Source organism: Halogeometricum pallidum JCM 14848, assembly GCF_000337095.1.
Lineage (GTDB): Archaea > Halobacteriota > Halobacteria > Halobacteriales > Haloferacaceae > Halogeometricum > Halogeometricum pallidum.
The window spans coordinates 31,549-51,086 of the sequence record NZ_AOIV01000040.1 but is presented as its reverse complement, the minus strand read 5'-3'; the positions used below and the strand labels follow the sequence as shown (position 1 = coordinate 51,086).

Annotated in this window: 15 protein-coding genes and 2 pseudogenes; 8 read left to right on the top strand and 9 right to left on the bottom strand. The window is 67.7% G+C overall.

Going from position 1 to position 19,538, the window contains the following annotated elements; translation table 11 throughout:
- Positions 1–130 precede the first annotated feature (130 nt).
- From C474_RS16305 to C474_RS16290, 4 genes are all read right to left on the bottom strand, one after another.
- Positions 131–592, bottom strand: a complete 462-nt coding sequence (locus tag C474_RS16305) for a MaoC family dehydratase (protein ID WP_008388785.1) — start codon at positions 590–592, stop codon at positions 131–133.
- Between the two features lie 136 nt (positions 593–728).
- A complete protein-coding gene (locus tag C474_RS16300; protein WP_008388783.1) occupies positions 729–2,399 on the bottom strand; it encodes an acyl-CoA synthetase in 1,671 nt (556 codons plus the stop codon).
- 140 nt (positions 2,400–2,539) lie between these two features.
- Positions 2,540–3,340 (bottom strand): CoA-transferase subunit beta, encoded by an 801-nt coding sequence (locus tag C474_RS16295; protein ID WP_008388782.1) that lies wholly within the window; start codon positions 3,338–3,340, stop codon positions 2,540–2,542.
- A complete protein-coding gene (locus C474_RS16290; protein WP_204366102.1) occupies positions 3,330–4,223 on the bottom strand; it encodes a CoA transferase subunit A in 894 nt (297 codons plus the stop codon). Before C474_RS16290 ends, C474_RS16295 begins: the two co-directional genes overlap by 11 nt.
- Positions 4,224–4,439: 216 nt before the next feature.
- Between C474_RS16290 and C474_RS16285 the strand changes: the two genes are divergently transcribed.
- The 3 genes from C474_RS16285 to C474_RS16275 all read left to right on the top strand — a co-directional run bounded on the left by C474_RS16285 (position 4,440) and on the right by C474_RS16275 (position 7,714).
- On the top strand, positions 4,440–5,729 hold the full coding sequence (locus tag C474_RS16285; protein WP_008388777.1) for an ABC transporter substrate-binding protein: 1,290 nt from the start codon (positions 4,440–4,442) through the stop codon (positions 5,727–5,729).
- Positions 5,730–5,822: 93 nt separating this feature from the next.
- Positions 5,823–6,683, top strand: a complete 861-nt coding sequence (locus C474_RS16280) for a branched-chain amino acid ABC transporter permease (protein ID WP_008388775.1) — start codon at positions 5,823–5,825, stop codon at positions 6,681–6,683.
- Positions 6,680–7,714 carry a branched-chain amino acid ABC transporter permease gene (locus tag C474_RS16275; protein WP_008388774.1) on the top strand — a complete coding sequence of 345 codons (1,035 nt, stop codon included), beginning with the start codon at positions 6,680–6,682 and terminating at the stop codon, positions 7,712–7,714. Before C474_RS16280 ends, C474_RS16275 begins: the two co-directional genes overlap by 4 nt.
- Before the next feature lie 92 nt (positions 7,715–7,806).
- On the opposite strand, the gene C474_RS16270 is transcribed toward C474_RS16275, so the two are convergent.
- The 3 genes from C474_RS16270 to C474_RS16260 form a co-directional block, all read right to left on the bottom strand.
- Positions 7,807–8,499, bottom strand: a complete 693-nt coding sequence (locus tag C474_RS16270) for an ABC transporter ATP-binding protein (protein WP_008388772.1) — start codon at positions 8,497–8,499, stop codon at positions 7,807–7,809.
- Entirely contained in the window at positions 8,496–9,221 is a 726-nt protein-coding gene (locus tag C474_RS16265) for an ABC transporter ATP-binding protein (protein WP_008388770.1), read from the bottom strand. The genes C474_RS16270 and C474_RS16265 overlap by 4 nt, the downstream gene beginning before the upstream one ends.
- Before the next feature lie 84 nt (positions 9,222–9,305).
- A complete protein-coding gene (locus C474_RS16260) occupies positions 9,306–10,418 on the bottom strand; it encodes an NAD(P)-dependent alcohol dehydrogenase (protein WP_008388768.1) in 1,113 nt (370 codons plus the stop codon).
- A gap of 147 nt (positions 10,419–10,565) precedes the next feature.
- Here C474_RS16260 and C474_RS16255 point away from each other — a divergent pair.
- The 4 genes and pseudogenes from C474_RS16255 to C474_RS16240 all read left to right on the top strand — a co-directional run bounded on the left by C474_RS16255 (position 10,566) and on the right by C474_RS16240 (position 15,118).
- Positions 10,566–11,847 (top strand): annotated as a pseudogene (locus C474_RS16255) (thiolase C-terminal domain-containing protein).
- The gene (locus tag C474_RS16250; protein ID WP_008388767.1) at positions 11,844–13,265 is read left to right on the top strand and encodes a hydroxymethylglutaryl-CoA synthase family protein; all 1,422 of its coding nucleotides are present in this window, start codon (positions 11,844–11,846) and stop codon (positions 13,263–13,265) included. The pseudogene C474_RS16255 and the gene C474_RS16250 overlap by 4 nt, the downstream one beginning before the upstream one ends.
- Positions 13,266–13,368: 103 nt before the next feature.
- Entirely contained in the window at positions 13,369–14,259 is an 891-nt protein-coding gene (locus tag C474_RS16245) for a 3-hydroxyacyl-CoA dehydrogenase family protein (protein WP_049917115.1), read from the top strand.
- Positions 14,256–15,118 (top strand): annotated as a pseudogene (locus tag C474_RS16240) (enoyl-CoA hydratase/isomerase family protein). The gene C474_RS16245 and the pseudogene C474_RS16240 overlap by 4 nt, the downstream one beginning before the upstream one ends.
- Before the next feature lie 22 nt (positions 15,119–15,140).
- On the opposite strand, the gene C474_RS16235 reads toward C474_RS16240, so the two are convergent.
- The gene (locus C474_RS16235; RefSeq protein ID WP_008388763.1) at positions 15,141–15,992 is read right to left on the bottom strand and encodes an enoyl-CoA hydratase/isomerase family protein; all 852 of its coding nucleotides are present in this window, start codon (positions 15,990–15,992) and stop codon (positions 15,141–15,143) included.
- 74 nt (positions 15,993–16,066) lie between these two features.
- Positions 16,067–17,518, bottom strand: coding sequence for an aldehyde dehydrogenase family protein (locus C474_RS16230; RefSeq protein WP_008388761.1), 1,452 nt, complete (start codon positions 17,516–17,518; stop codon positions 16,067–16,069).
- 632 nt (positions 17,519–18,150) lie between these two features.
- Between C474_RS16230 and C474_RS16225 the strand changes: the two genes are divergently transcribed.
- A complete protein-coding gene (locus tag C474_RS16225) occupies positions 18,151–19,503 on the top strand; it encodes a methyl-accepting chemotaxis protein (protein ID WP_008388758.1) in 1,353 nt (450 codons plus the stop codon).
- The last annotated feature ends 35 nt before the right edge of the window (positions 19,504–19,538 follow it).

Genomic DNA, 19,538 nt, shown 5'->3' with positions numbered 1-19,538 from the left:
CGCACAGAATTTGCAAAACGGACAGCGAAACGGCGAGTCGTTCGAGTTTACACCTCTGTAATCGATGGGGTGACCGATTACGGTTCGGTAACTAATACCAAGAATACCTAAACGAATCCCCGCTACGGACTCACGAGCGAGTCTCGCTGTCCGGTTTCCGAAGGAAGATGTTCGTCGCGCGCCAGTATATCACCTCGTCGCCGTCGCCGTTCGTCCCTTCGACCTCGGATTCGACGTAACCGCGGTCGTCCCGACTGGTCGATTCGGTCTTTCCGAGGATGCGCACCTCGACGTGCACGGTATCGCCCGGGTACACCGGGTTCCGCCAGCGGAGTTCGTCGGGTCCGAACGACCCCAGCGTCGCCGTCTCCGCGAGGAAGCCGTCCACCAGCAGTCGCATACAGGAACTCGCGGTGTGCCACCCGCTGGCGATGATTCCGCCGTACAGCGTCTCCGCCGCCGCGTCCGGGTCGACGTGGATGGGTTGGGGGTCGTACCGCTCGGCGAACGACAGGAGTTCCGTCCGGTCTGCGGTGTACGCGCCGATGTCGTGCGTTTCGTCGACGTCGATGTCCTCGTAGTAGCGTGGCACGAACGGTACGTCTCGCGGCCGCCCGATAAACGCTCGCGTCTGGGACGGCGACGGGGAGCGACGACGGTGACGGAGGACGAGACGGCGGGGCGACAGTACGGGCGGTGTCGGCGGTTTCGGGCGGACTTCGGACCGTTCAGCTCTGCTCTTGTTCGCGGAGTTTGATGCGCTGAATCTTTCCCGTCTCGGTGCGCGGGAGGTTCTCGACGAACTCGACGGCGCGCGGGTATTTGTACGGCGCGAGCGTGTTCTTCACGTGGGTCTGGAACTGCTCAACGAGGTCGTCGCTCGGTTCGTGGCCCGCTTCGAGGACGACGTACGCCTTCACGATCTGTCCGCGTTCCTCGTCCGGCGAACCGATGACGGCCACCTCCGAGACGGCCTCCAGTTCCTGAAGGACGTTCTCCACCTCCGGGCCGGGGATGTTGTACCCCGAGGAGATGATGAGGTCGTCGTGCCGCGATTTGTACTCCAGGCGGCCGTCCTTCCGGTGGACGTAGATATCCCCCGGGAGGCTCCAGCCGTCGACGACGGCCTCCTCCTGTTTGTCCTGCCGGCCCCAGTAGGCGATGCCGGTCGGTCCGCGCACGGCTAACAGCCCTGCCTCCCCGCGCGGCAACTCCTCTTCGGTGTCGGGGTCGATGACCTTGCACTCGTAGCCCGGCACCGGGAACCCGGTCGCGGTGGGGTCTACCTCGTCCGTGTGCCGGTGGCTGATGAAGATGTGGAGCATCTCCGTCGTCCCGATGCCGTCGAGGATGGTCACGCCGAACTCCTCTTTGAACGCGTCGAACGTGCTCGGCGCCAGCGGTTCGCCCGCGCTCATGCCCGCTCGGAGCGACGAGAGGTCGTACTCCTCGGCCGCGTTCGGGTGCGCCGACAGTATCTGGTTGAACGCCGTCGGGACCGTACAGAGGACGGTGATGCCGTGGTCTTCGACCGCCTGCAGGAGGTCCGCGGGTTTCGCGTCCTCAACGAGGCTCGTCGTCGCGCCGAACCGGAGCGGGAAGGTGACGAGGTCGCCGAATCCGTAGGCGAACGGGAGCGGCGGGTTACCGCCGAAGACGTCCTCGCGGGTGGGTTCGAGACAGTAGCGCGCGAACGTGTCCGCGGTCGCCAGCACCTGCCGGTGCGTGTGGATCGCCCCCTTCGGTTCCCCCGTGGTTCCGCTCGTGTACAGCATCAGCGCCAGGTCGTCGCGCTCGGTCTCGTAGGCGTCGAGGTCGTCGTCGGCGCCGTCGAGTAGTCCGTCGTAGTCGCGGTGGTCGTGTTCGACGCCCGCGCCGCGGTCGGCGACGACGACCTCTTCGAGCGTCTCCAACTCCGGCATCGCTTTCTCCACTTCCTCGAGCAGTTCGTCGTAGACTACACAGTGGCTCACGCCGGCGTCGTTGACGATCTTCTTCAGTTCGGCCGCTCGGAGGAGCTTCATCGACGGGAGCGCGACGGCGCCGATCTTCTGGGCGGCCAGACACGCGACGATGGCCTCCGGGCGGTTCGGGAAGCGGACGAGAACGCGACTCCCGGGTTCGACGCCGATATCGGAGAGCGCGTTCCCGAACCGGTTCACCCGCGACTGCAGGTCCGCGTACGAGATGACCCCCTTCTCGAAGCTGATGTCGGGGTTGTCGTCGTACCCGCTGAATCGGATGGCCGGGTCGCCCCCGTGTCCATCCTCGACGTGTCTGTCGACCAGTTCGCTGACCACGTTCACCGTCTCGGGATAGTGAGCCTCGGGAACCGCGTGGATGAGTTCCGGCCCCGTACCCGAGTCTGGAAGCTTCTCCGCTGGAACACGTGCTTGCATCTCAAGACGAATTGCGGGAGCGAGGGATATAGTAGTTCCTACTGATTCTTCGTGTTATAGTCACCCCCGCGAGACGTTCCCTACTGGGCCGCACGGCGTCGTGCGGCCGAACCGCACGCGATCGCGAGGGCGACTGTGGCTCAGTCGTCCGTCCAGAACCCGTCGGGGTCGAACTCGCGGACGAGCGAGAGCGCCTCATCGGTCGGTTCGGCCGTCTCGCCCACCGGGTCGCCCGTCACGTCCTCCCGCGTCCGCAGGTCCCAGGGGAAGTCCGCGGCGACGGCGTCGGCGTCCTCGCCGGGGTGGACGGTGCGCAAGTAGAGTTCGCCGTCGTCGAACCCGAACGTCGCCTTCGAGGTGACCAGCGCCGACGGGCCGCCGCCCGGCACCGACTGCTCCTCGCGCCAGTCGCCGCCCTCGCCGTGTCCGGGGCTGGTGACGTACTCGACGCGTTCGACGAACCGCCGCGGTTCGTGCGCCATGAGGATGACCGTCCGGTCGGACATGCAGGCGATGTCGCAGGCGCCGCCGCTGCCGGGGAGGCGAATCTCCCTGTCGCCGGCGTGGACGCGCGTCGTGTTGAGATTCCCGTAGCGGTCTATCTCGGCGCCGCCGAGAAAGCCCACGTCGATGTCGCCGCGGGCGAGTCGCCCCATCACGTCGAGCATCCCCGTCGTCGAGACGGCCCGGTCGAGGTTCGGGAGGTCGCACATCGTGTGCAGGAAGCCGTCCGCGGGGTCGTCGCGGACGACGCCGCTCTCGAAGACCGACATCGCGTTCGGCGCGTGGGTGCTGACCGCCACCTGGAACGCGATGAGGGGGAGGCGCATCCCGACGAACGCCGTGTCGCCGTCCTCTATCTCGCGGGCGGCCGCGCTCACCATCATCTCGCGGGCGGTGTAACCGCCCGCGCCGCCCGTGCCGTCCGCTTCACTTGCCATAAGTCACCTCCGCGGCCGTCGTCGGCTCCTGCACTGAGAGATCACGTTCCACCTTCTCGCGATACTCCTCCCGACCGTTGACGCCGTACACCCACTCGTCGGCCCACGCGTCGAACCCGTCGGCGTCGCGGGTCGCGTCGGCGTACGCGAGGAAGTACTCGTTGTCGCGGTTGTACCGCCCGGCCACCGGCGAGGGGTGCGCGCCGAACGGTGCCTCGACGACGGCGTCGACCTGTTCGCGGGTGATTCTCGTCCTGCTCGGGTCGCTCTTTATCACGTCGAGGTCGACTACCTCCTCGGTCGTGACGAGGACGTGTTCGGCGGCCCGGACGGCCTGGTACGTGACGCCGGTGTTGCCCCAGAGGTGCGCGTCGCCCGTCGGCGCGGCGCGTTGGACGTGGACGAACGCCCAATCGGGAGCGATGGCGGGGACCTGCACGATACGCTGGCCCTCGAAGGGGTCCTCCGTCACCCGGAACTGCGGTTCCTCGGCGATGTCGCTGCCGAGCAGCGACCGGGTCGGCAGGTAGGGGACGCCCAGCGCCGCCGCCTGCAACGCGAGGGCGACGGAGAAGTTCGAGTGGTTCTCGACCGAGAGGTCGCCCCCCTCGACGGCCCGTCGGAAGTTGTAGCCGCTGCCGGCGCTGACGTTCCCGGCCCACGCCGCCCGGACGCGAGACGCTACACCCGCACCCACGAGTTGGTCGAACAGCACGTCGCTGATGGGACCGACGAGCGTCAAGTCGCCGATTCCCTGCCGCGCGAGTTCGTGACCGGCCGCGAACGGGATGGCGTGTTCCAACGCCAACCCTGCCGCGACGGTGCTCCCGGGGTCGATTCGGCTGATAGCCTCGGCCATGCTGGTCGTCTTGTCCGCTGGCATACGGGAGACACCTCCGCCGCCGAGCATAAATCCACGCCTCCCCGCGCCCGACTGCCGAGTTCGGTCCCGGGTCGCGGTTCGACGCCCGAACGCGTCGTGCGGTCCGCGGCGGGCGAACCGACGCCGGTCGCGTTCGGACGACGTGTTAGCGTCTAATGTTCACAGATGAGAATACACTACAAAGCTATTTATGCTCCGTGAATAATTGTGACACTCATGGTTGAACGAAAACCGTTTCGGCGACGAAGTTTCCTGAAAGCGGGCGGTGTCGCGGGTGTCGGACTCCTCGCGGGGTGCTCGGGCGGCGGGTCGGGGTCCGGCGGCGAGTCCGAGACGAGCGAGGGCGACGACGGCGGAAGCGACGGTGGAACCAGCCAGAGCGGCGGTTCCGGCGGGAGTTCGGGTGATCCGGTCGTCATCGGCTCGCTCCAGCCGCTCTCGGGCTCGTTCACCCCGTGGGGGAACGCCCACCGCGCCGGTCTGGCGTTCGCCGTCCAAGAGGTGAACGACGACGGCGGCGTCTTAGGCGGCCGACAGCTAAAAATCGTAGAGGCGGACACGAAGAGCGACGCCGGGCAGGCCGACTCCATCTTCAGGCGGTTCGTCGAACAGGAGAACGCGGTGGCGACGGTCGGTCCCGTCTCCTCGGACGTGGGTATCCGAACCGCCCGCACCGCCCAGGAACTCGAAGTTCCGATGCTCTTGCACATGTCGGGGACGAACAAGGCCATCACGCCCGACACGACGTACACGTTCCGCGTGGGGCTCCTCCCGGCGGCCACGACGATGCAGGCGCAGGCGAACCTCGTCGCCGACGCGGGTTACTCGAAAGTCGGGGCCATCATCGGCGACTACGCGTGGGGCCGGTCCGTCGAGGCGGGGATTCAACAGCACTTCGACGTGGACGTGAACGTGCAGGCCGCACCGGTCGGCGCGAGCGACTTCAAGTCGTTCATCCGGAAGTACCCGCAGGACCTCGAGATGATGGTCGCGACGGGCCACCCGCCGGGCTCTCTCACCATCGCGAGCCAGATGAACGAACTCGGCTACTCGCCGGAGGTCATCACCGGTCCGAGCTTCCCCCCGGGCGTCATCGCCGGCGCCCTCGGCGACTTGGCCTTCAAGGGCGGGTTCACCCACGTCCACAACACGGACGTCTACAGCGACGAGTTCGCGCAGGTCGCCAAGCGGTTCGGCGAGGCGCAAGGCGAGCAGTTCGACACGCACAGCGCCTACGGGTACGTCTCCGGGAAGATGCTGGCGCAGGCCGTCGAGGACGCCGGGTCCGCGGATCCGACGGCCATCGCAGACGCCGTCCGCAGCATCAAGTTCGATACGCTGTTCGCCAATCCCATCGAGTACACGAAGAACGGCGAACTGAAGAACCAGGTGCAGATATACAGCCAACTGACGTCGGAGGCGCCGTCGTACTTCCCCGACGGGAAGTTCGGCTTCGAGGAGCAGTTCCGAACCGACGCGCTGCCCGCCCTCCCCGCAGACCAGTGACCGCGCGTCTCACGCGGGGAGCCGTCGACGCACCGCTCGACCCCCTCGGTATCGGGGGCGTCGACCGTCCGCTCGGCGCCGCAGGTGTCTCTCATGGTGGCGGTTAGCACGCTTCTCGGCGTCGCCGTCGACGGCCTCGCCTTCGGCGTGTTCCTCGCACTGCTCGGCGTCGGTATCACGCTCGTCTTCGGGCTGGGAGAGGTGCTCAACCTCGCCATCGGCACGTTCGCCGTGATGGCGGTGCTCGTGGCGACGGTCGTCGTCGAGAGCGGGATGGGTCTCATCGTCGCGGCGGCGGTTGCGCTCGCCGCCGTCGCGGCGTTCGGACTGGTCGTCGACCGGACCATCCTCTCGCTCGTCTACCGCTCGGAGGGCGAAGAGCGCATCCTCCTCGGCATCTTCACGACGCTCGGACTGACGGTGTTCCTCGACGGTGTCCTCATCAACTACTTCCCGTCGCGGTACACGCTCCCGCTGAACGTCGGGACCGTCTCGGTCGGCGGCGCGACGCTCACCGGCGGGTCGCTCATCATCATCGCCGTCGGGGTCGTCGTCCTCGCGATTCTGTTCGGGTTCCTCCGCGGGACGTTCCTCGGGAAGGCCACCCGCACGGTGTTCCAGGACGAACGCGGCGCGCGCCTCGTCGGCGTCAACCCGCGGCGCATCCGGACGCTCATCTTCGTCCTCTCGGCCGCCGTCGCGGGCCTCGGCGGTCTGGTGTTCGCGGCCGGGTCGGCCGTCGCCGTGTCGAACGGCTTCCAGTTCACGACGTTCGCGCTCATCATCTCCATCGTGGGCGGCGTCAGGAGCCTCGTCGGCGCCGTCACCGCCGGCGTCCTCCTCGGCCTCGTCAACCAGTTCGCCAACTTCTTCGTGGGGTCGTACATCGCCACCATCATCCTGTTCGTGACGGCCATCGTCGTGCTCCTCGCGCGACCGGAGGCGATATCATGAGTGCCAGACCCTCCCTCGGGACGGAGGCGCGGAACGTCGCCGTCGTGGCGGTGCTGTTCGCGCTCGCCCCGCTGGCGGTGCTCGGCAGCAGTTACTACGAGAGCGTGCTCGCGCACCTGCTGATCGTCGCGCTGTTCGCCGTGGCGCTCAACATCGTCTTCGGCCACACCGACCAACTGTTCCTGTTCGTGGGCGGACTGGCGGGCGTCGGCGCCTACACGACGGCGCTGCTGGCGGACGCGCTGTCCATCTCGGCGTGGGTGACGCTCCCCGTCGCGGCGCTCGTCTGCGGGCTCATCGGCCTCCTCGTCAGCTACGTCTCCGCCAAGCGCAAGTTCACGGTCGTACTCATCTCCATCCTCACGCTGAACCTCCAACTCGTGTTCAGCGAGGTGTTCGTCGGCGCCCGCGACCTCACGGGCGGGTCGACCGGCTTCCCCTACGAGTACTTCGAACTCGGCGTGGTCGCCGACGCCCTCGGCGTCGGGGAGAAACTCGTCCTCTACTACCTCGTGTTGCTCCTCTTGGTGGCGACGCTCGGTCTCTACCTCAAGCTGGTGCACTCGAAGTACGGCGTCGCCTTCGACGCCATCCGCGAGGACGAAATCGCCGCCGAATCAATCGGTATCGACGTGGTCCGCTACAAGACTATCGCGGGGTTCGTCGCCGCGTTCATCATCGGCGTCGTCGGGGCGTTCTTCGCCCGGGAGTCCGGCTACATCCTCCCCGGCGGGTTCACGTTCCTCGCCGTCGACGTCGTCGTCCTCATCGTCCTCGTGGTCGGCGGTCTGCGGACCACGCTCGGCCCCATCGTCGGCGCTATCATCGTCGTCGGCGTTGAGGAGTTCCTGAGTTCCGCACAGAGCCTCCAGTCGTGGCAGTCGGCCATCTTCGGCGCGCTTCTCATCGTGCTGTTCCTCTACTTCCGTCGGGGGGTGGTGCGCTCTGCCCGCGAGGTGCTCGACGACGCCGGCCTCACCGGCGAACGGGGGGGCGGCGGAACCGAAGCCGACGCCGACGGCGGCCGATAGGCCGTCGAGGCGGCACCGTTCACTTCGCTCTCTGCACTCTCTTTTACGGCTCGAAGAAGGCACAAACGGAACCCGTCCGAACGCCGCCCGTCTCAGAGGTACGCTTCCTTCACGTGCTCGGACTCCAACAGCGCCGGGCCGCTGTCCTCCGTGACGAACTCCCCGTTCTCCAGGAGGTAGGCTCGGTCGGCGAGTCGGAGCGCTTTGTGGACGTGCTGTTCGACCAACAGCACGGTCACCTCCTCGCTTATCTCGTCTATCTTCTCGAACACCCGGTTGGTTATCTGCGGGGCGAGCCCCTCGGAGGGTTCGTCGAGGGCCAGAATCTTCGGTCTGGCCATCAGTCCGCGGCCGATGGCGAGCATCTGCTGTTGGCCGCCGCTCATCGACTCGGCGCGCTGGTCCTCGCGCTCTTCGAGGATGGGGAAGAGCTCGAACACCTCGCGCATCGTCTCTTCGAGGGTGTCGCGACGCGTGTACGCGCCCATCTCCAGGTTTTCCCGGACGGTCATATCGCCGAAGAGGTTCCGCTCCTCGGAGACGTGGACGAACCCGCGCTTGACGACCTCGGAGGGGTCGAGCGTCGCCACGTCCGCGCCCCACGCGGTCACGGTGCCGTCGTCGACGGGGTGGAGTCCGGACATGACGCGCAGGAGCGTCGACTTCCCGGCGCCGTTCGGGCCGACGATGGAGACGACGCGGTCCTCCTCGGAGATGTGAAACGACAGGTCCCACAGCACCTGAATGGACCCGTAGGAGACGTCTATCTCATCGACTTCGATCATGCTTCGTCCCCCAGGTAGGCCTCGACGACCGATTCGTCGTTGCGTATCTCTTCCGGCGTCCCCTCGGCCAACTTCCGACCGCTGTTCAGCACGATGACGCGGTCGGCGACGCTCATCACGGCGTCCATAATGTGCTCGATCCAGAAGACGGAGATGTCGCGTTCGTCTCTAAGACGGCGAATCGTGTCGGTGAGGTCGTCTATCTCGCCCGGCGTGAGTCCGCTCGCTATCTCGTCCAACAGGAGTAATCGGGGGCGAGACGCCAGCGCCCGCGCCAGTTCGAGCTGTTTTTTCTGCGCGATTGGGAGGTTCCCGGTCGACAGGTCGGCCTTGTCGGAGAGGCCGATGAACGCCAACGCGTCGCGGGCGCGCTCTTCGGCCTCCTCCCGGGAGATGGACTCCTCGGTGCCGAACAGCGCGCCCGTCAGCACGTTCTCCAACACGGTCATCTCGTCGAACACGCGGACGATCTGGAACGTCCGGACCAATCCCCTCCGAGCGATGTCGTGCGTCTCCAACGCGACGATGTCGGTTCCGTCGAACTCGACGCCGCTTCCGTCCTCCGGCGTGAGGACGCCGGTGATGCTGTTGAAAAGGGTGGTCTTGCCGGCGCCGTTCGGGCCGATGAGTCCCACTATCTCCCCGTCGCCTATCTCGAACGTCACGTCGTCGACCGCGACCAATCCGCCGAACTCCTTCCGGAGGTCGGATACTGCTAACATAGTTCGTTAACGACTGTCCATCATTATAACGTTTTCTCGTGTGTGCGCCGTCGAAGAGGGGATTCGCGGCGCGGTTCGGCGCGCTCAGGCGTCGCTCATCCGGAGGACAGGTTTGATAGTGTCACCGCGCTCGGAATCTTCGACCGCCCGTTCGATGTCCTCGAAGTCGTAGTAGGTGACGAGTTCGTCGAACGGGAACCGTCCCTGTCTGTACAGTTCGACGAGGTCCGGGATGAACTGCTGGGGGTCGGAATCCCCCTCCACGATACCGGTGATGCTGCGCCCGCCCAGGATGAGATTGTTCACGTCGTAGCCGGCCTCGGTCCCGAGTGCGGGTGCACCGATAATACCGAGCGTTCCCCGCTGTGCGAGGGTCTCGGTGGCCTGTTCTGCGACGGCGGGGACGCCCGTCGTCTCCAGCGCGTAGTCGACGCCGCCGCCGGCGACCTCTCGCACCGTCTCGACCACGTCGTCCACCTCGTCGGGGTTCACCGTCGCCGTCGCGCCGAGTTCCGACGCCTTCTCCAGCCGGTTCGGCTTGAGGTCGACGGAGACGACTTCGGTGCAACCCTTGATTCCGGCGGCCATGACGGCCGACAGCCCGACGGAGCCGGCGCCGAAGACGGCGATGGACGAACCGGCCTGCGGGTTCAGCGAGTTGATGACGCCGCCCGCGCCCGTCTGGATACCGCACCCGAGCGGTCCGAGCAGTTCCAGCGGCACGTCGTCTTCGACGGGGACGACGTTCCGCTCGGTCGCTATCGAGTGCGTCGCGAACGAGGACTGCCCGAAGAAGCGACCGCTGATCGTCTCGCCGTCCCGCGAGATGGGCGAGGTATCGTCCTCCGGTCGGGATCCGCCGAAGTTGTGCGCGAAGAAGTCCGAACAGAACGCGGGGTGGCCGTCCCGGCAACTCGGACAGGTCCCGTCGTAGTCGAAGCTCATCACGACGTGGTCGCCGGGTTCGACCCGCGTCACGTCCGAACCCACCGCCTCGACGACGCCGGATCCCTCGTGACCGAGCACCGCCGGCAGCGGCGTCGGGTACATCTGGTCGCGGACGATCATGTCCGTGTGACAGACGCCGGCTCCGACGACGCGGACGAGCACCTCGTTCGACTGTGGTTCTTCGAGGTGCACGCTCTCTATCTCGAACGATCCGCCCTCCTCGCGCATCACCGCGGCCTGTATGTCCATCGGTAGTCAACCACACGATTAGTGTGGGAGAATACACGTATAGCTTCCGGTGTACCGCCTCGCGACGCGTCGAGATGCGCCTCCCGTCCGGCCGTCGCTCCGGCGTCCCGCATCCTTTTCTACGGGGGCGCCGACAGACGAATAACGATGAGTGAGGCGTACATCGTCGGAGCCGGGCAGTCGCCGTTCGGGTCCTTCCCAGAGGAGACGTACCGTTCGCTGTTCGATACCGCGTTCGACCGGACGCTTTCGAGCGTCGACGACGGGGTCGACGCGGCGGACATCGAGGAGGCGTTCCTCGGAACGCTCGGCGTCGGCGGCCGACAGATCGGGTTGAGCGCACCCGCGGTCACAGAGCACGTCGGACTGCACGGTATCCCGACGACGCGCGTCGAGAACGCCTGTGCGTCGAGCGGGTACGCGCTCCGGAACGCCGTGGCAACGGTCCGGGCGGGGATGGCGGACCTCGTCCTCGCCGGCGGCTACGAGGTGATGACGGACACGAGTTCTGACAACACGAAGTGGTGGCTCGGCGTCTCCGGGGAGACGGAGTGGGAGCGGCTCTCGGGGACGACGTTCGCGGGCGTCTACGCGCAGATGGCGTCNGACAACACGAAGTGGTGGCTCGGCGTCTCCGGGGAGACGGAGTGGGAGCGGCTCTCGGGGACGACGTTCGCGGGCGTCTACGCGCAGATGGCGTCGGCACACATGGACGAGCACGGTACGACGGTCGAGGACCTCTCGCGCGTCGCCGTGAAGAACCACGGGAACGGCGCGAAGAACCCCGACGCGCACCTCGGCTTCGAGTGCTCGCTGGAGGACGCGGTGAACGCGCCGGAGGTGGCCGACCCGCTCAACCTGTACCACTGCTGTCCGACGACGGACGGCGCGAGCGCGGTGCTCGTCGCGAGCGAGGACGTCGCCTTCGACCTGACGGATGACCCGATTCGCGTCGCCGGCGTCGGTGCCGCGAGCGGGCGGGTCGGCCTGTTTCAACGCCCGTCGCTCACCTCCATCCCGGCGACCCGGACGGCGGCCGAGCGAGCCTACGAGATNCTACGAGATGGCGGGCGTCGGTCCGGACGACCTCGATTTCGCGGAGGTGCACGACTGCTTCGCCATCGCGGAACTGCTCGCCTACGAGGACCTCGGCTTCTGCGACCCCGGCGAAGCCGGCCGATTACTCCGTGAGGGCCGGACGGACCCCGACGGCGACCTGCCCGTGAACACCTCGGGCGGCCTGAAGTCGAAGGGTCACCCCATCGGCGCGACGGGGACGGGGCAGGTGGTCGAGGCGTTCAAGCAACTGCGCGGGAAGGCGTCGGTGCAGACGGACGACCCCGTCCGCGGATTGACGCACAACGTCGGCGGGTCGGGTGGCGGCGTCACCGTCCACGTGTTCGAGCGGAGTTCGGAGGCGGAGCCATGAGCGACCGCGGCATCGCCGCGGCGGGCGTCTACGTCCCGCGCGGCCGCGTGAGCGCCGACGACGTGGCCGAGGCGTGGGGGACGTTCGACGGCCGCGGCGTCGAGTCGACGGCCGTCCCGGCGGGCGACGAGGACGCGGTGACGATGGCCGTCGCCGCCGCCCGGCGCGCCCTCGACAACGCCGGCGCGGACCCCGCTGACGTCGACGCCGTCGCCCTCGCCACGACCACGCCGCCGCTGGCCGAAGAGGAACTCGTTCCCCGACTCGTCCGCGCGCTCGGACTCCCCGAAGCGACGCGCGCGTGGCACCACGGGCAGAGCGCGGCCGCCGGCGCGGACGCCCTGGAGACGGCGCTGAACGCCGAGGGAACGGCTCTGGCCGTCGCCGCCGATGCGCCGACCGGTGACCTCGCCGGCGACGACCACGCCTTCGGGGCCGGCGCCGCGGCGTTCGTCGTCGGCGACGGCGCTCCTGTCTCGGTCGAGGGCGTCGCCGCGGCGACGGACGAGTCGCCGGGCGTCCGCTTCCGCGAGGCCGGCAGCGAGGAGGTGACCTCGCTCGACATCACGGGCTACGAGCGCGCGGCGGTGCGGGAGACGACGCGGAGCGCCGTCGCGGGACTCGGCCTCGACGCCGACGATATCGGCGCCGCGTCGCTGCACCAGCCGAACGGATCGATGCCGTACCGAATCGCCGGGGAGGGCGTCGTCTCCAACGAGGCCGTCGCCGCGGGCGTCGTGGTCGACCGCATCGGCGACGCCGGGGCGGCGACGGTCCCCGTCGGTCTGGTCGCCGCGTTGGAATCCGACACCGAGGGGAACGTCCTCGCCGCCTTCTTCGGGAGCGGCGGGAGCGCCGTCGCGTTCGCTCTCTCCGGGCGACTCGACACCGACGAGGCGGCGGCGGTCGACGGCGGCGAGGCGGTGAGCTACGTCGAGTCGCTCAGAAAGCGCGGCCTGGTCGTCGACGGCGAGGTGGCCGGCGGCGGCGCGAACGTCTCGCTGCCGACGTGGCGACGGACGCTCGACAGCCGCTACGCGCTGACCGCGGGCCGATGTCCGGAGTGCGGCGCGCTGTCGTTCCCCGGCGAGGGGGCGTGCGACGAGTGCTTCGAGCGGGTCGAGTTCGAGCGGGCGCCCCTCTCTCCGGCGGGAACCGTCGCCGCCCGAACCGTCATCGGGCAGGGCGGCGCACCGCCGGAGTTCGTCGAACTTCAGGAGCGCGAGGGGGCGTACGGCGCCGTCCTCGTCCGAGTCGACGCCGCCGACGGAGAGGGGTCGGCGCTCATGCCGGCGCAGTTGACCGACTGCGACCCCGAAACCGTCGAGGTGGGCGACGCGGTTCGGCGGACGGTCCGGCGAATCTACGTGCAGGAGGGCGTCCCCCGCTACGGCGCGAAGTTCGCGCCGGTCGAGTAGTCGGGGCGGCGCGCGGGCACCGACGCCGTCCCCGACGCGCGGGCGTCCGTCGGTGACGGCCGAGCAGTAGGTTTTTTACCGCTGTCGGACCGTATCGGGAGACATGCACGTGTGTGTACTCGGTGCCGGGACCATGGGTCACGGCATCGCGCAGGTGACCGCGACGGCGGGGCACGACGTCCGCCTCCGGGACGTCGAACGGGAGTTCGTCGACGACGGACTCGACGCGATTCGCTCGAACCTCGACGGCGGCGTCGAACGGGAGAAACTGACCGCGGCGGCGGCCGACGCGGCGTTCGACCGGATCGAGGGCCACACCGACCTCGCCGATGCGGTGTCGGGCGCGGACCTCGTCGTCGAGGCCGTCCCCGAAGATATCGACATCAAACAGGAGACGTTTCGGGACGTGGAGGAACACGCGGCCGACGACGCGGTCATCGCCTCGAACACGTCGTCGCTGTCGGTGACGGAGATAGCGAGCGTCCTCTCGGACCCCTCGCGCGCGGTCGGACTGCACTTTTTCAACCCGGTCCACATCATGGGCCTCGTCGAAATCGTCGTCGCCGAGCAGACCGGCGAGACCACCCGCGAGTTCGCCCGCGAGTTCGTCTCCGACATCGACAAGACGGCCGTCGAAGTCACCGACTCGCCCGGCTTCGCCTCCTCCAGACTGGGCGTGGCGCTCGGATGCGAGGCGATTCGGATGGTCGAGACGGGCGTGGCGACTGCCGAGGACATCGACGCGGCGATGGAACTCGGCTACCGGCACCCGATGGGACCGCTCGAACTGACGGACGTGGTCGGACTCGACGTCCGCCTCGACATCTTAGAGTACCTCCGCGAGGAGTTGGGCGAGCGGTTCCGCCCGCCGCAGGTGCTCAAACGGAAGGTGCGGGCGGGCAACCTCGGGAAAAAGAGCGGAGAGGGGTTCTACGTCTGGGAGGACGGCGAGGCGGTCCGCCCTGCCGATTCCTCCGAGGAGGGTCGCCCGTGACGGCGCCGCACGCCGACGACTGCGAGTTCGTCCGCGTCTCGGCGGACGAACACGTCGTCACCGTCACCATCGATAGACCGGACGCGCGGAACGCGCTGAACGGACAGGTGCGGACGGAGTTGAAGCGCGTCGTCGAACGCATCGCCGACAGCGACGCCCGCGTCGTCGTCCTCACGGGGTCAGACGAGGCGAAGGCGTTCGTCGCCGGCGCCGACGTCTCCGAACTGCGGGAGCGAGACACGTTCGAACAGCGCGAAGCGAGCCGCCGCCCCCGCGTGTACGAGGCCGTCGCGGACCTCCNGACACGTTCGAACAGCGCGAAGCGAGCCGCCGCCCCCGCGTGTACGAGGCCGTCGCGGACCTCCCGCAACCGGTCATCGCCCGCGTCAACGGGCACGCCCTCGGCGGTGGGTGCGAACTCGCGCAGGCGTGCGACATCCGCGTCGCCCACGAGCGAGCCAAACTCGGCCAGCCCGAGATCAACTTGGGACTCATCCCCGGCGGCGGCGGCACCCAGCGACTGCCGCGCCTCGTCGGCGAGGGGCAGGCGATGCGTCTCATCCTGACCGGCGAACTCGTCGACGCGCGCGAGGCGGCCGACATCGGCCTCGTCGATATCGTCTGCTCGGACGAGGCGTTCGACGACCGGGTCGACGAACTGGCCGCCGCCATGGCCGAGAAGTCGCCGCTCGCGCTCGAACTCGGGAAGGAGGCCGTGCGAGCGAGCAGTCGACTCGGACTGGACGACGGCCTCGACTACGAGGCGAACCTGTTCGTCCAACTGTTCGCCGCCGAGGACAAAGACGAGGGCATCGACGCGTTCTTCGAAGAACGCGACCCCGAGTGGCGCGGGCGGTAGGGTCGACCGCTCCTCTCTCCCTTCACTCGAACTCGGGCCGTCGGTTCTCCAGAAACGCGTTCACTCCCTCCTCGTGGGCGTCGGTGTCGTAAGCGAGCGTCTGCGCCTGCGCCTCGCGTTCGAGGCCGTCGCGCCACGACCGCCCGAGGTTCGCGTGGATGACCTCCTTCGCGAGGCCGATGCTCTCCGTCGGGCGCTTCGAGAGCGTCTCGACCGTCTCGTCGACGGCCGCGTCGAGTTCGTCGGCGGGCGCGACGCCGTTGAGGAGGCCGAGTTCGTCCGCCTCAGCGGCCGGTATCAGTTTTCCAGTAAAGGCGAGTTCCTTCGCGGCGCGGAGGCCGACGAGTCGGGAGAGCGTCACCGTCCCGCCGAGGTCGGGGACNATCAGTTTTCCAGTAAAGGCGAGTTCCTTCGCGGCGCGGAGGCCGACGAGTCGGGAGAGCGTCACCGTCCCGCCGAGGTCGGGGACGAGACCGACGTTGACGAAGGAGGCGGCGAACCGGGCGTCCTCGGCGGCGTAGGCGAAGTCGCAGGCGGCGACGAGCGATAGTCCCGCGCCGGTGGCGTCGCCGTTCACGCGCGCGACGACGGGCACCGGCGCGGTGAGGAGGGCCTCCGCCACGCGCCCGAGCGTTTCGCGAACTCGTCCGTAGGCCTCGTGGGCTGTCTCCTCGCGTTCGGCCATCGCCTCGATGTCGCCGCCGGCGCAGAACGCGTCGCCGGCGCCCGTCAGCACCGCGGCGTCGTGCGTCTCCGCGGAGAGTTCTTCGACGGCCGCGGCGAGTTCGCGGGCCGCGTCCGCGGTGAGCGCGTTCTTTACCTCCGGTCGGTCGAACGTCAGACGGCGCACGCCGTCCGCGTCTTCGATTCGCATACCGGCGCGTACGGGGAGACGGTACAAAACGTTAGTCGAGAGCGGTCGGCGTCGAAGGCGACGCGGGCGCTCCCTTACTCCAGTTTGACGTTGACGTTCTTCGTCTGCGTGTACTCGCCGACGGCTTCGAGACCCTGCTCGCGGCCGTGTCCGCTCTCTTTCGTCCCGCCGAACGGCGTCTGCGGGAACGTCACGGGGTACTCGTTGACGCTAACCATGCCGTAGTCGAGGCGGTCCGCGACCTGGTGCGCCCGCGAGAGGTCGTTCGTCCAGATGCCCGACAGCAGACCGTACGGGGAGTCGTTGGCTATCTCCAGGGCCTCCTCCTCGTCGGAGAACTCGATGACGACGAGGACGGGCCCGAATATCTCCTCGCGGGCGACCGTCATGTCGTTCGTCACGTCGGTGAGGACGGTCGGTTCGACGAAGTAGCCGGTGTCTTTGTCCTCCGGGACGCCGCCGCCGCAGGCGACGGTGGCCCCCTCCTCTTTGCCGGTCTCGATGTAGTCGAGCACCGTCTCTCGCTGGTCTTTGCTGACCATCGGTCCCATGCGGCCGTCGTCGTCGATGCCGGACCCGAGCGGCGTCGACTCCGCGCCCTGCACGACGCGTTCGACCACCTCGTCGGCGATATCCTCGTGGACGAGCAGGCGCGACCCGGCCCAGCACATCTGGCCGGCGTTCATGAAGATGCCGTAGTGGACGCCCTTGGCGGCGGCGTCGAGGTCCGCGTCGGGGAAGACGAGTTGCGGGCCCTTCCCACCGAGTTCGAGCGTCACGCCCGTCACGTTCTGCGCCGCATCGGCCATGACGCCCTTGCCTATCTCCGTGCTGCCAGTGAAGGCGATGTGCGCCACGTCGGGGTGCTGTGCGAGCGTCGCGCCCGCGCCCGACCCCGATCCGGGGAGGACGTTCACGACGCCCTCGGGAAGATCGGCCTCCTCGGCGGCCACCGCGTAGTACAGCGCCGACAGCGGCGTCTCGCTCGACGGCTTCACGACGGCGGTGTTGCCGCACGCGAGGGCCGGCGCGAGCGACCGCCCGGCGAGTTGGAACGGGTAGTTCCACGGGACGATATGTCCCGTCACGCCGAGCGGTTCCCGCGACGTGTAGTTCAAGCGCTCGCCGGGCACGGGGTTGTGCTCGCCGGTCAGTTTGTCGGTCCACCCGGCGAAGTAACGGAACGTGTCGATGACCATCTGGACCTCGATGCCCGCCTCGAACGGCGTCTTGCCGTTGTCGTGCGACTCGACGAGCGATATCTCGTCTTTGCGCTCCTCGATGGCGTCGGCCATCCGCCGCAGGGCCGCCCCGCGGTCGCCGGGGTCCATCTCGCGCCACTCGCTCCCGCGTTCCGCCGCGCGGGACGCCGCGTCGACGGCGCGGTTCACGTCCTCCGCGCCGGCCGTCGCAACGGTGGCGTACTCCGTCTCGGTCGCCGGGTCGAGCGTTCGAAGCGTCTCGCCGGACGCCGCGTCCGTCCACTGTCCGTCTACGTACAACTGTGTGGGGCCGCTGTACTCCATTCGATATCCCCCACGTAGCCCGAATTATTAATGATTCGTGTTCGTGTCGACTTCGATTCCGGGGAGGTGCAGTCCCCCACAACCCCCTCAGCTAAGGACGACCGCCACCCCGTTTGTTGCCTGTTTACAATTCTGTGTACCCATTCGACGCGCTCGATTCCATGTCTGATGCTTGCCCCGGTTCCGCTCGCTCGCGGACTGCGCCTCCCCGCGCGTTCGTTCACGGCGTCAAAATACGTTGTTATCGTTATTAAATGATAGATTATGGTTATATGCGTCGTTTCCTCTTGTATACATATTTGTATTCGCTAGGCCCCGTCGTCCACGTTACAGACTTAGACTTGTTAGGCTCCGCGGTACCGACTGGAGCGCGGCCGACTCGTTATCAAAAATCTGATTGCCGACGGTTCAGGTCAGGAATGCATCGACGTGCTGGTTGCTCCCCCCCCAGTCTCTCTAGAGCGAAACGCGGATGTTATGCGACTCAGAGGCCGATAAGACGAGCAAACAAACGTGTTTTCATCACCTTCGGACCGGTTCGGTCCGTCTGGTAGAACGTCCGCGAAGACGACGATTTCTACTATTGATAATGAAGGCCGTACATTCATAAGGGAATCGGTCGCTCCGAGAGTATGAGCAAAACGGCAACGCGGGATGGGAACCCCACCGAACCCGACGCGTTGTATACGCCACCGGCCGGTGCGACGGAGACTGAACGGCTCCGCCACGAGCGGGATTTCTGGCGACACCAGTTCGAAGAGCTCGTCGACCGCTTCCCCGAACCCGCCATGGTCGTCGACGGCCGCGGCGACCTCACTCACTGGAACGACCGGATGGCCGACCTCATCGACCGGTCGGCGGCGGAGGTGGTCGGGAAGCCGTCCCGAGAGGTCATCGGCACCGACGGCGTCGAGGAGATACTGGCCGAGACGGTGGTCCGGACCGGCGAGGTCATCCGCGAAGACGAGGTCCGCTCCGGCACCGACGCCGACGGCGCGCCGTGGGACGTTCGAGCCGCGGGGCAGCCGCTGACGGCGACCGACGGAACCGTCGTCGGCGCGTTCGAGTTCGTCAGTCGCGTGACGGCGCTGGTCGAACAGCGCAAGGCGGTCGAACGGGTTGGGAGACAGATCGAAGAGGAGGTCGAGGGCAGCGTCGAGGACCTGCTCTCGACCTCCCGTCGGGTCGCCGACCGAAGCCGGGAGATAGACGACGCCGCCGACGACCAGGCCGAGCATCTGGGCGCAGTGCAGGCCGAGGTCGAATCGCTCAGCGCGACGGTCGAGGAAATAGCCTCCAGCACCGACGAGGTCAGCCGTCGGGTCCGAAACGCCGGCGAACGCGCCGAGGCGTCCGAGGACGCCGCCGAGGAGGTGTTGGACCTGATGCACGAGGTGGCCGCGGCGAGTCGCACGCTGAGCGAAGACCACGAGGAACTCCAGTCGTGGGTCGACGACATCGACTCCATCGTCGACGTCATCGACTCCATCGTCGGCCAGATCAACCTCCTGGCGCTGAACGCCTCAATCGAGGCTGCCCGCGCCGGCGTCGAGGGGAACGGCTTCGCCGTCGTCGCCGACGAGATAAAACGGCTCGCCGACCAATCGAAGACGGAGGTAAAGGACGTGGAGACGGTCGTCGCCCGTGTCACGGAGAATACCTCCGAGACGACCGAGAGCGTCGCGGTGACGACCGACCGCGTCGAACGGGCAGTCGAGCGCGTCGAGTCGCTGAGCGACAATCAAAGCGACATCAGAGAGACGGTCCAGGTGACCTCCACGAGCGTCGACGAGATAGCCCGCGCGACCGACGAACAGGCCAGCAGCGCAGAGGAGGTCGTGAGCATGCTCAACGCGACGGTCGACGGCGTCGACGTCGTCGCCGACGAGGTGCGGGCGCTCACCGGCGACAACGAGGAACTGGCGACCCAAGTCGTGGAGGTCCGGGACGTAGTGCGCGAACTCGGTGCGAGCATCAATCGGTGACGAGGTCGTTCGGGCCGAACTCGTCGGTCACGTCG

Excerpts from the sequence above, each read along its gene's own strand:
- C474_RS16275 (WP_008388774.1), top strand. The coding sequence starts at position 6,680 with ATGAGTGCCAGACCCTCCCTCGGGACGGAGGCGCGGAACGTCGCCGTC.
- C474_RS16265 (WP_008388770.1), bottom strand. The coding sequence starts at position 9,221 with ATGTTAGCAGTATCCGACCTCCGGAAGGAGTTCGGCGGATTGGTCGCG.
- C474_RS16270 (WP_008388772.1), bottom strand. The coding sequence starts at position 8,499 with ATGATCGAAGTCGATGAGATAGACGTCTCCTACGGGTCCATTCAGGTG.
- C474_RS16250 (WP_008388767.1), top strand. The coding sequence starts at position 11,844 with ATGAGCGACCGCGGCATCGCCGCGGCGGGCGTCTACGTCCCGCGCGGC.
- C474_RS16225 (WP_008388758.1), top strand. The coding sequence starts at position 18,151 with ATGAGCAAAACGGCAACGCGGGATGGGAACCCCACCGAACCCGACGCG.
- C474_RS16295 (WP_008388782.1), bottom strand. The coding sequence starts at position 3,340 with ATGGCAAGTGAAGCGGACGGCACGGGCGGCGCGGGCGGTTACACCGCC.
- C474_RS16230 (WP_008388761.1), bottom strand. The coding sequence starts at position 17,518 with ATGGAGTACAGCGGCCCCACACAGTTGTACGTAGACGGACAGTGGACG.
- C474_RS16290 (WP_204366102.1), bottom strand. The coding sequence starts at position 4,223 with ATGCCAGCGGACAAGACGACCAGCATGGCCGAGGCTATCAGCCGAATC.
- C474_RS16260 (WP_008388768.1), bottom strand. The coding sequence starts at position 10,418 with ATGGACATACAGGCCGCGGTGATGCGCGAGGAGGGCGGATCGTTCGAG.
- C474_RS16245 (WP_049917115.1), top strand. The coding sequence starts at position 13,369 with ATGCACGTGTGTGTACTCGGTGCCGGGACCATGGGTCACGGCATCGCG.
- C474_RS16285 (WP_008388777.1), top strand. The coding sequence starts at position 4,440 with ATGGTTGAACGAAAACCGTTTCGGCGACGAAGTTTCCTGAAAGCGGGC.
- C474_RS16300 (WP_008388783.1), bottom strand. The coding sequence starts at position 2,399 with ATGCAAGCACGTGTTCCAGCGGAGAAGCTTCCAGACTCGGGTACGGGG.
- C474_RS16280 (WP_008388775.1), top strand. The coding sequence starts at position 5,823 with ATGGTGGCGGTTAGCACGCTTCTCGGCGTCGCCGTCGACGGCCTCGCC.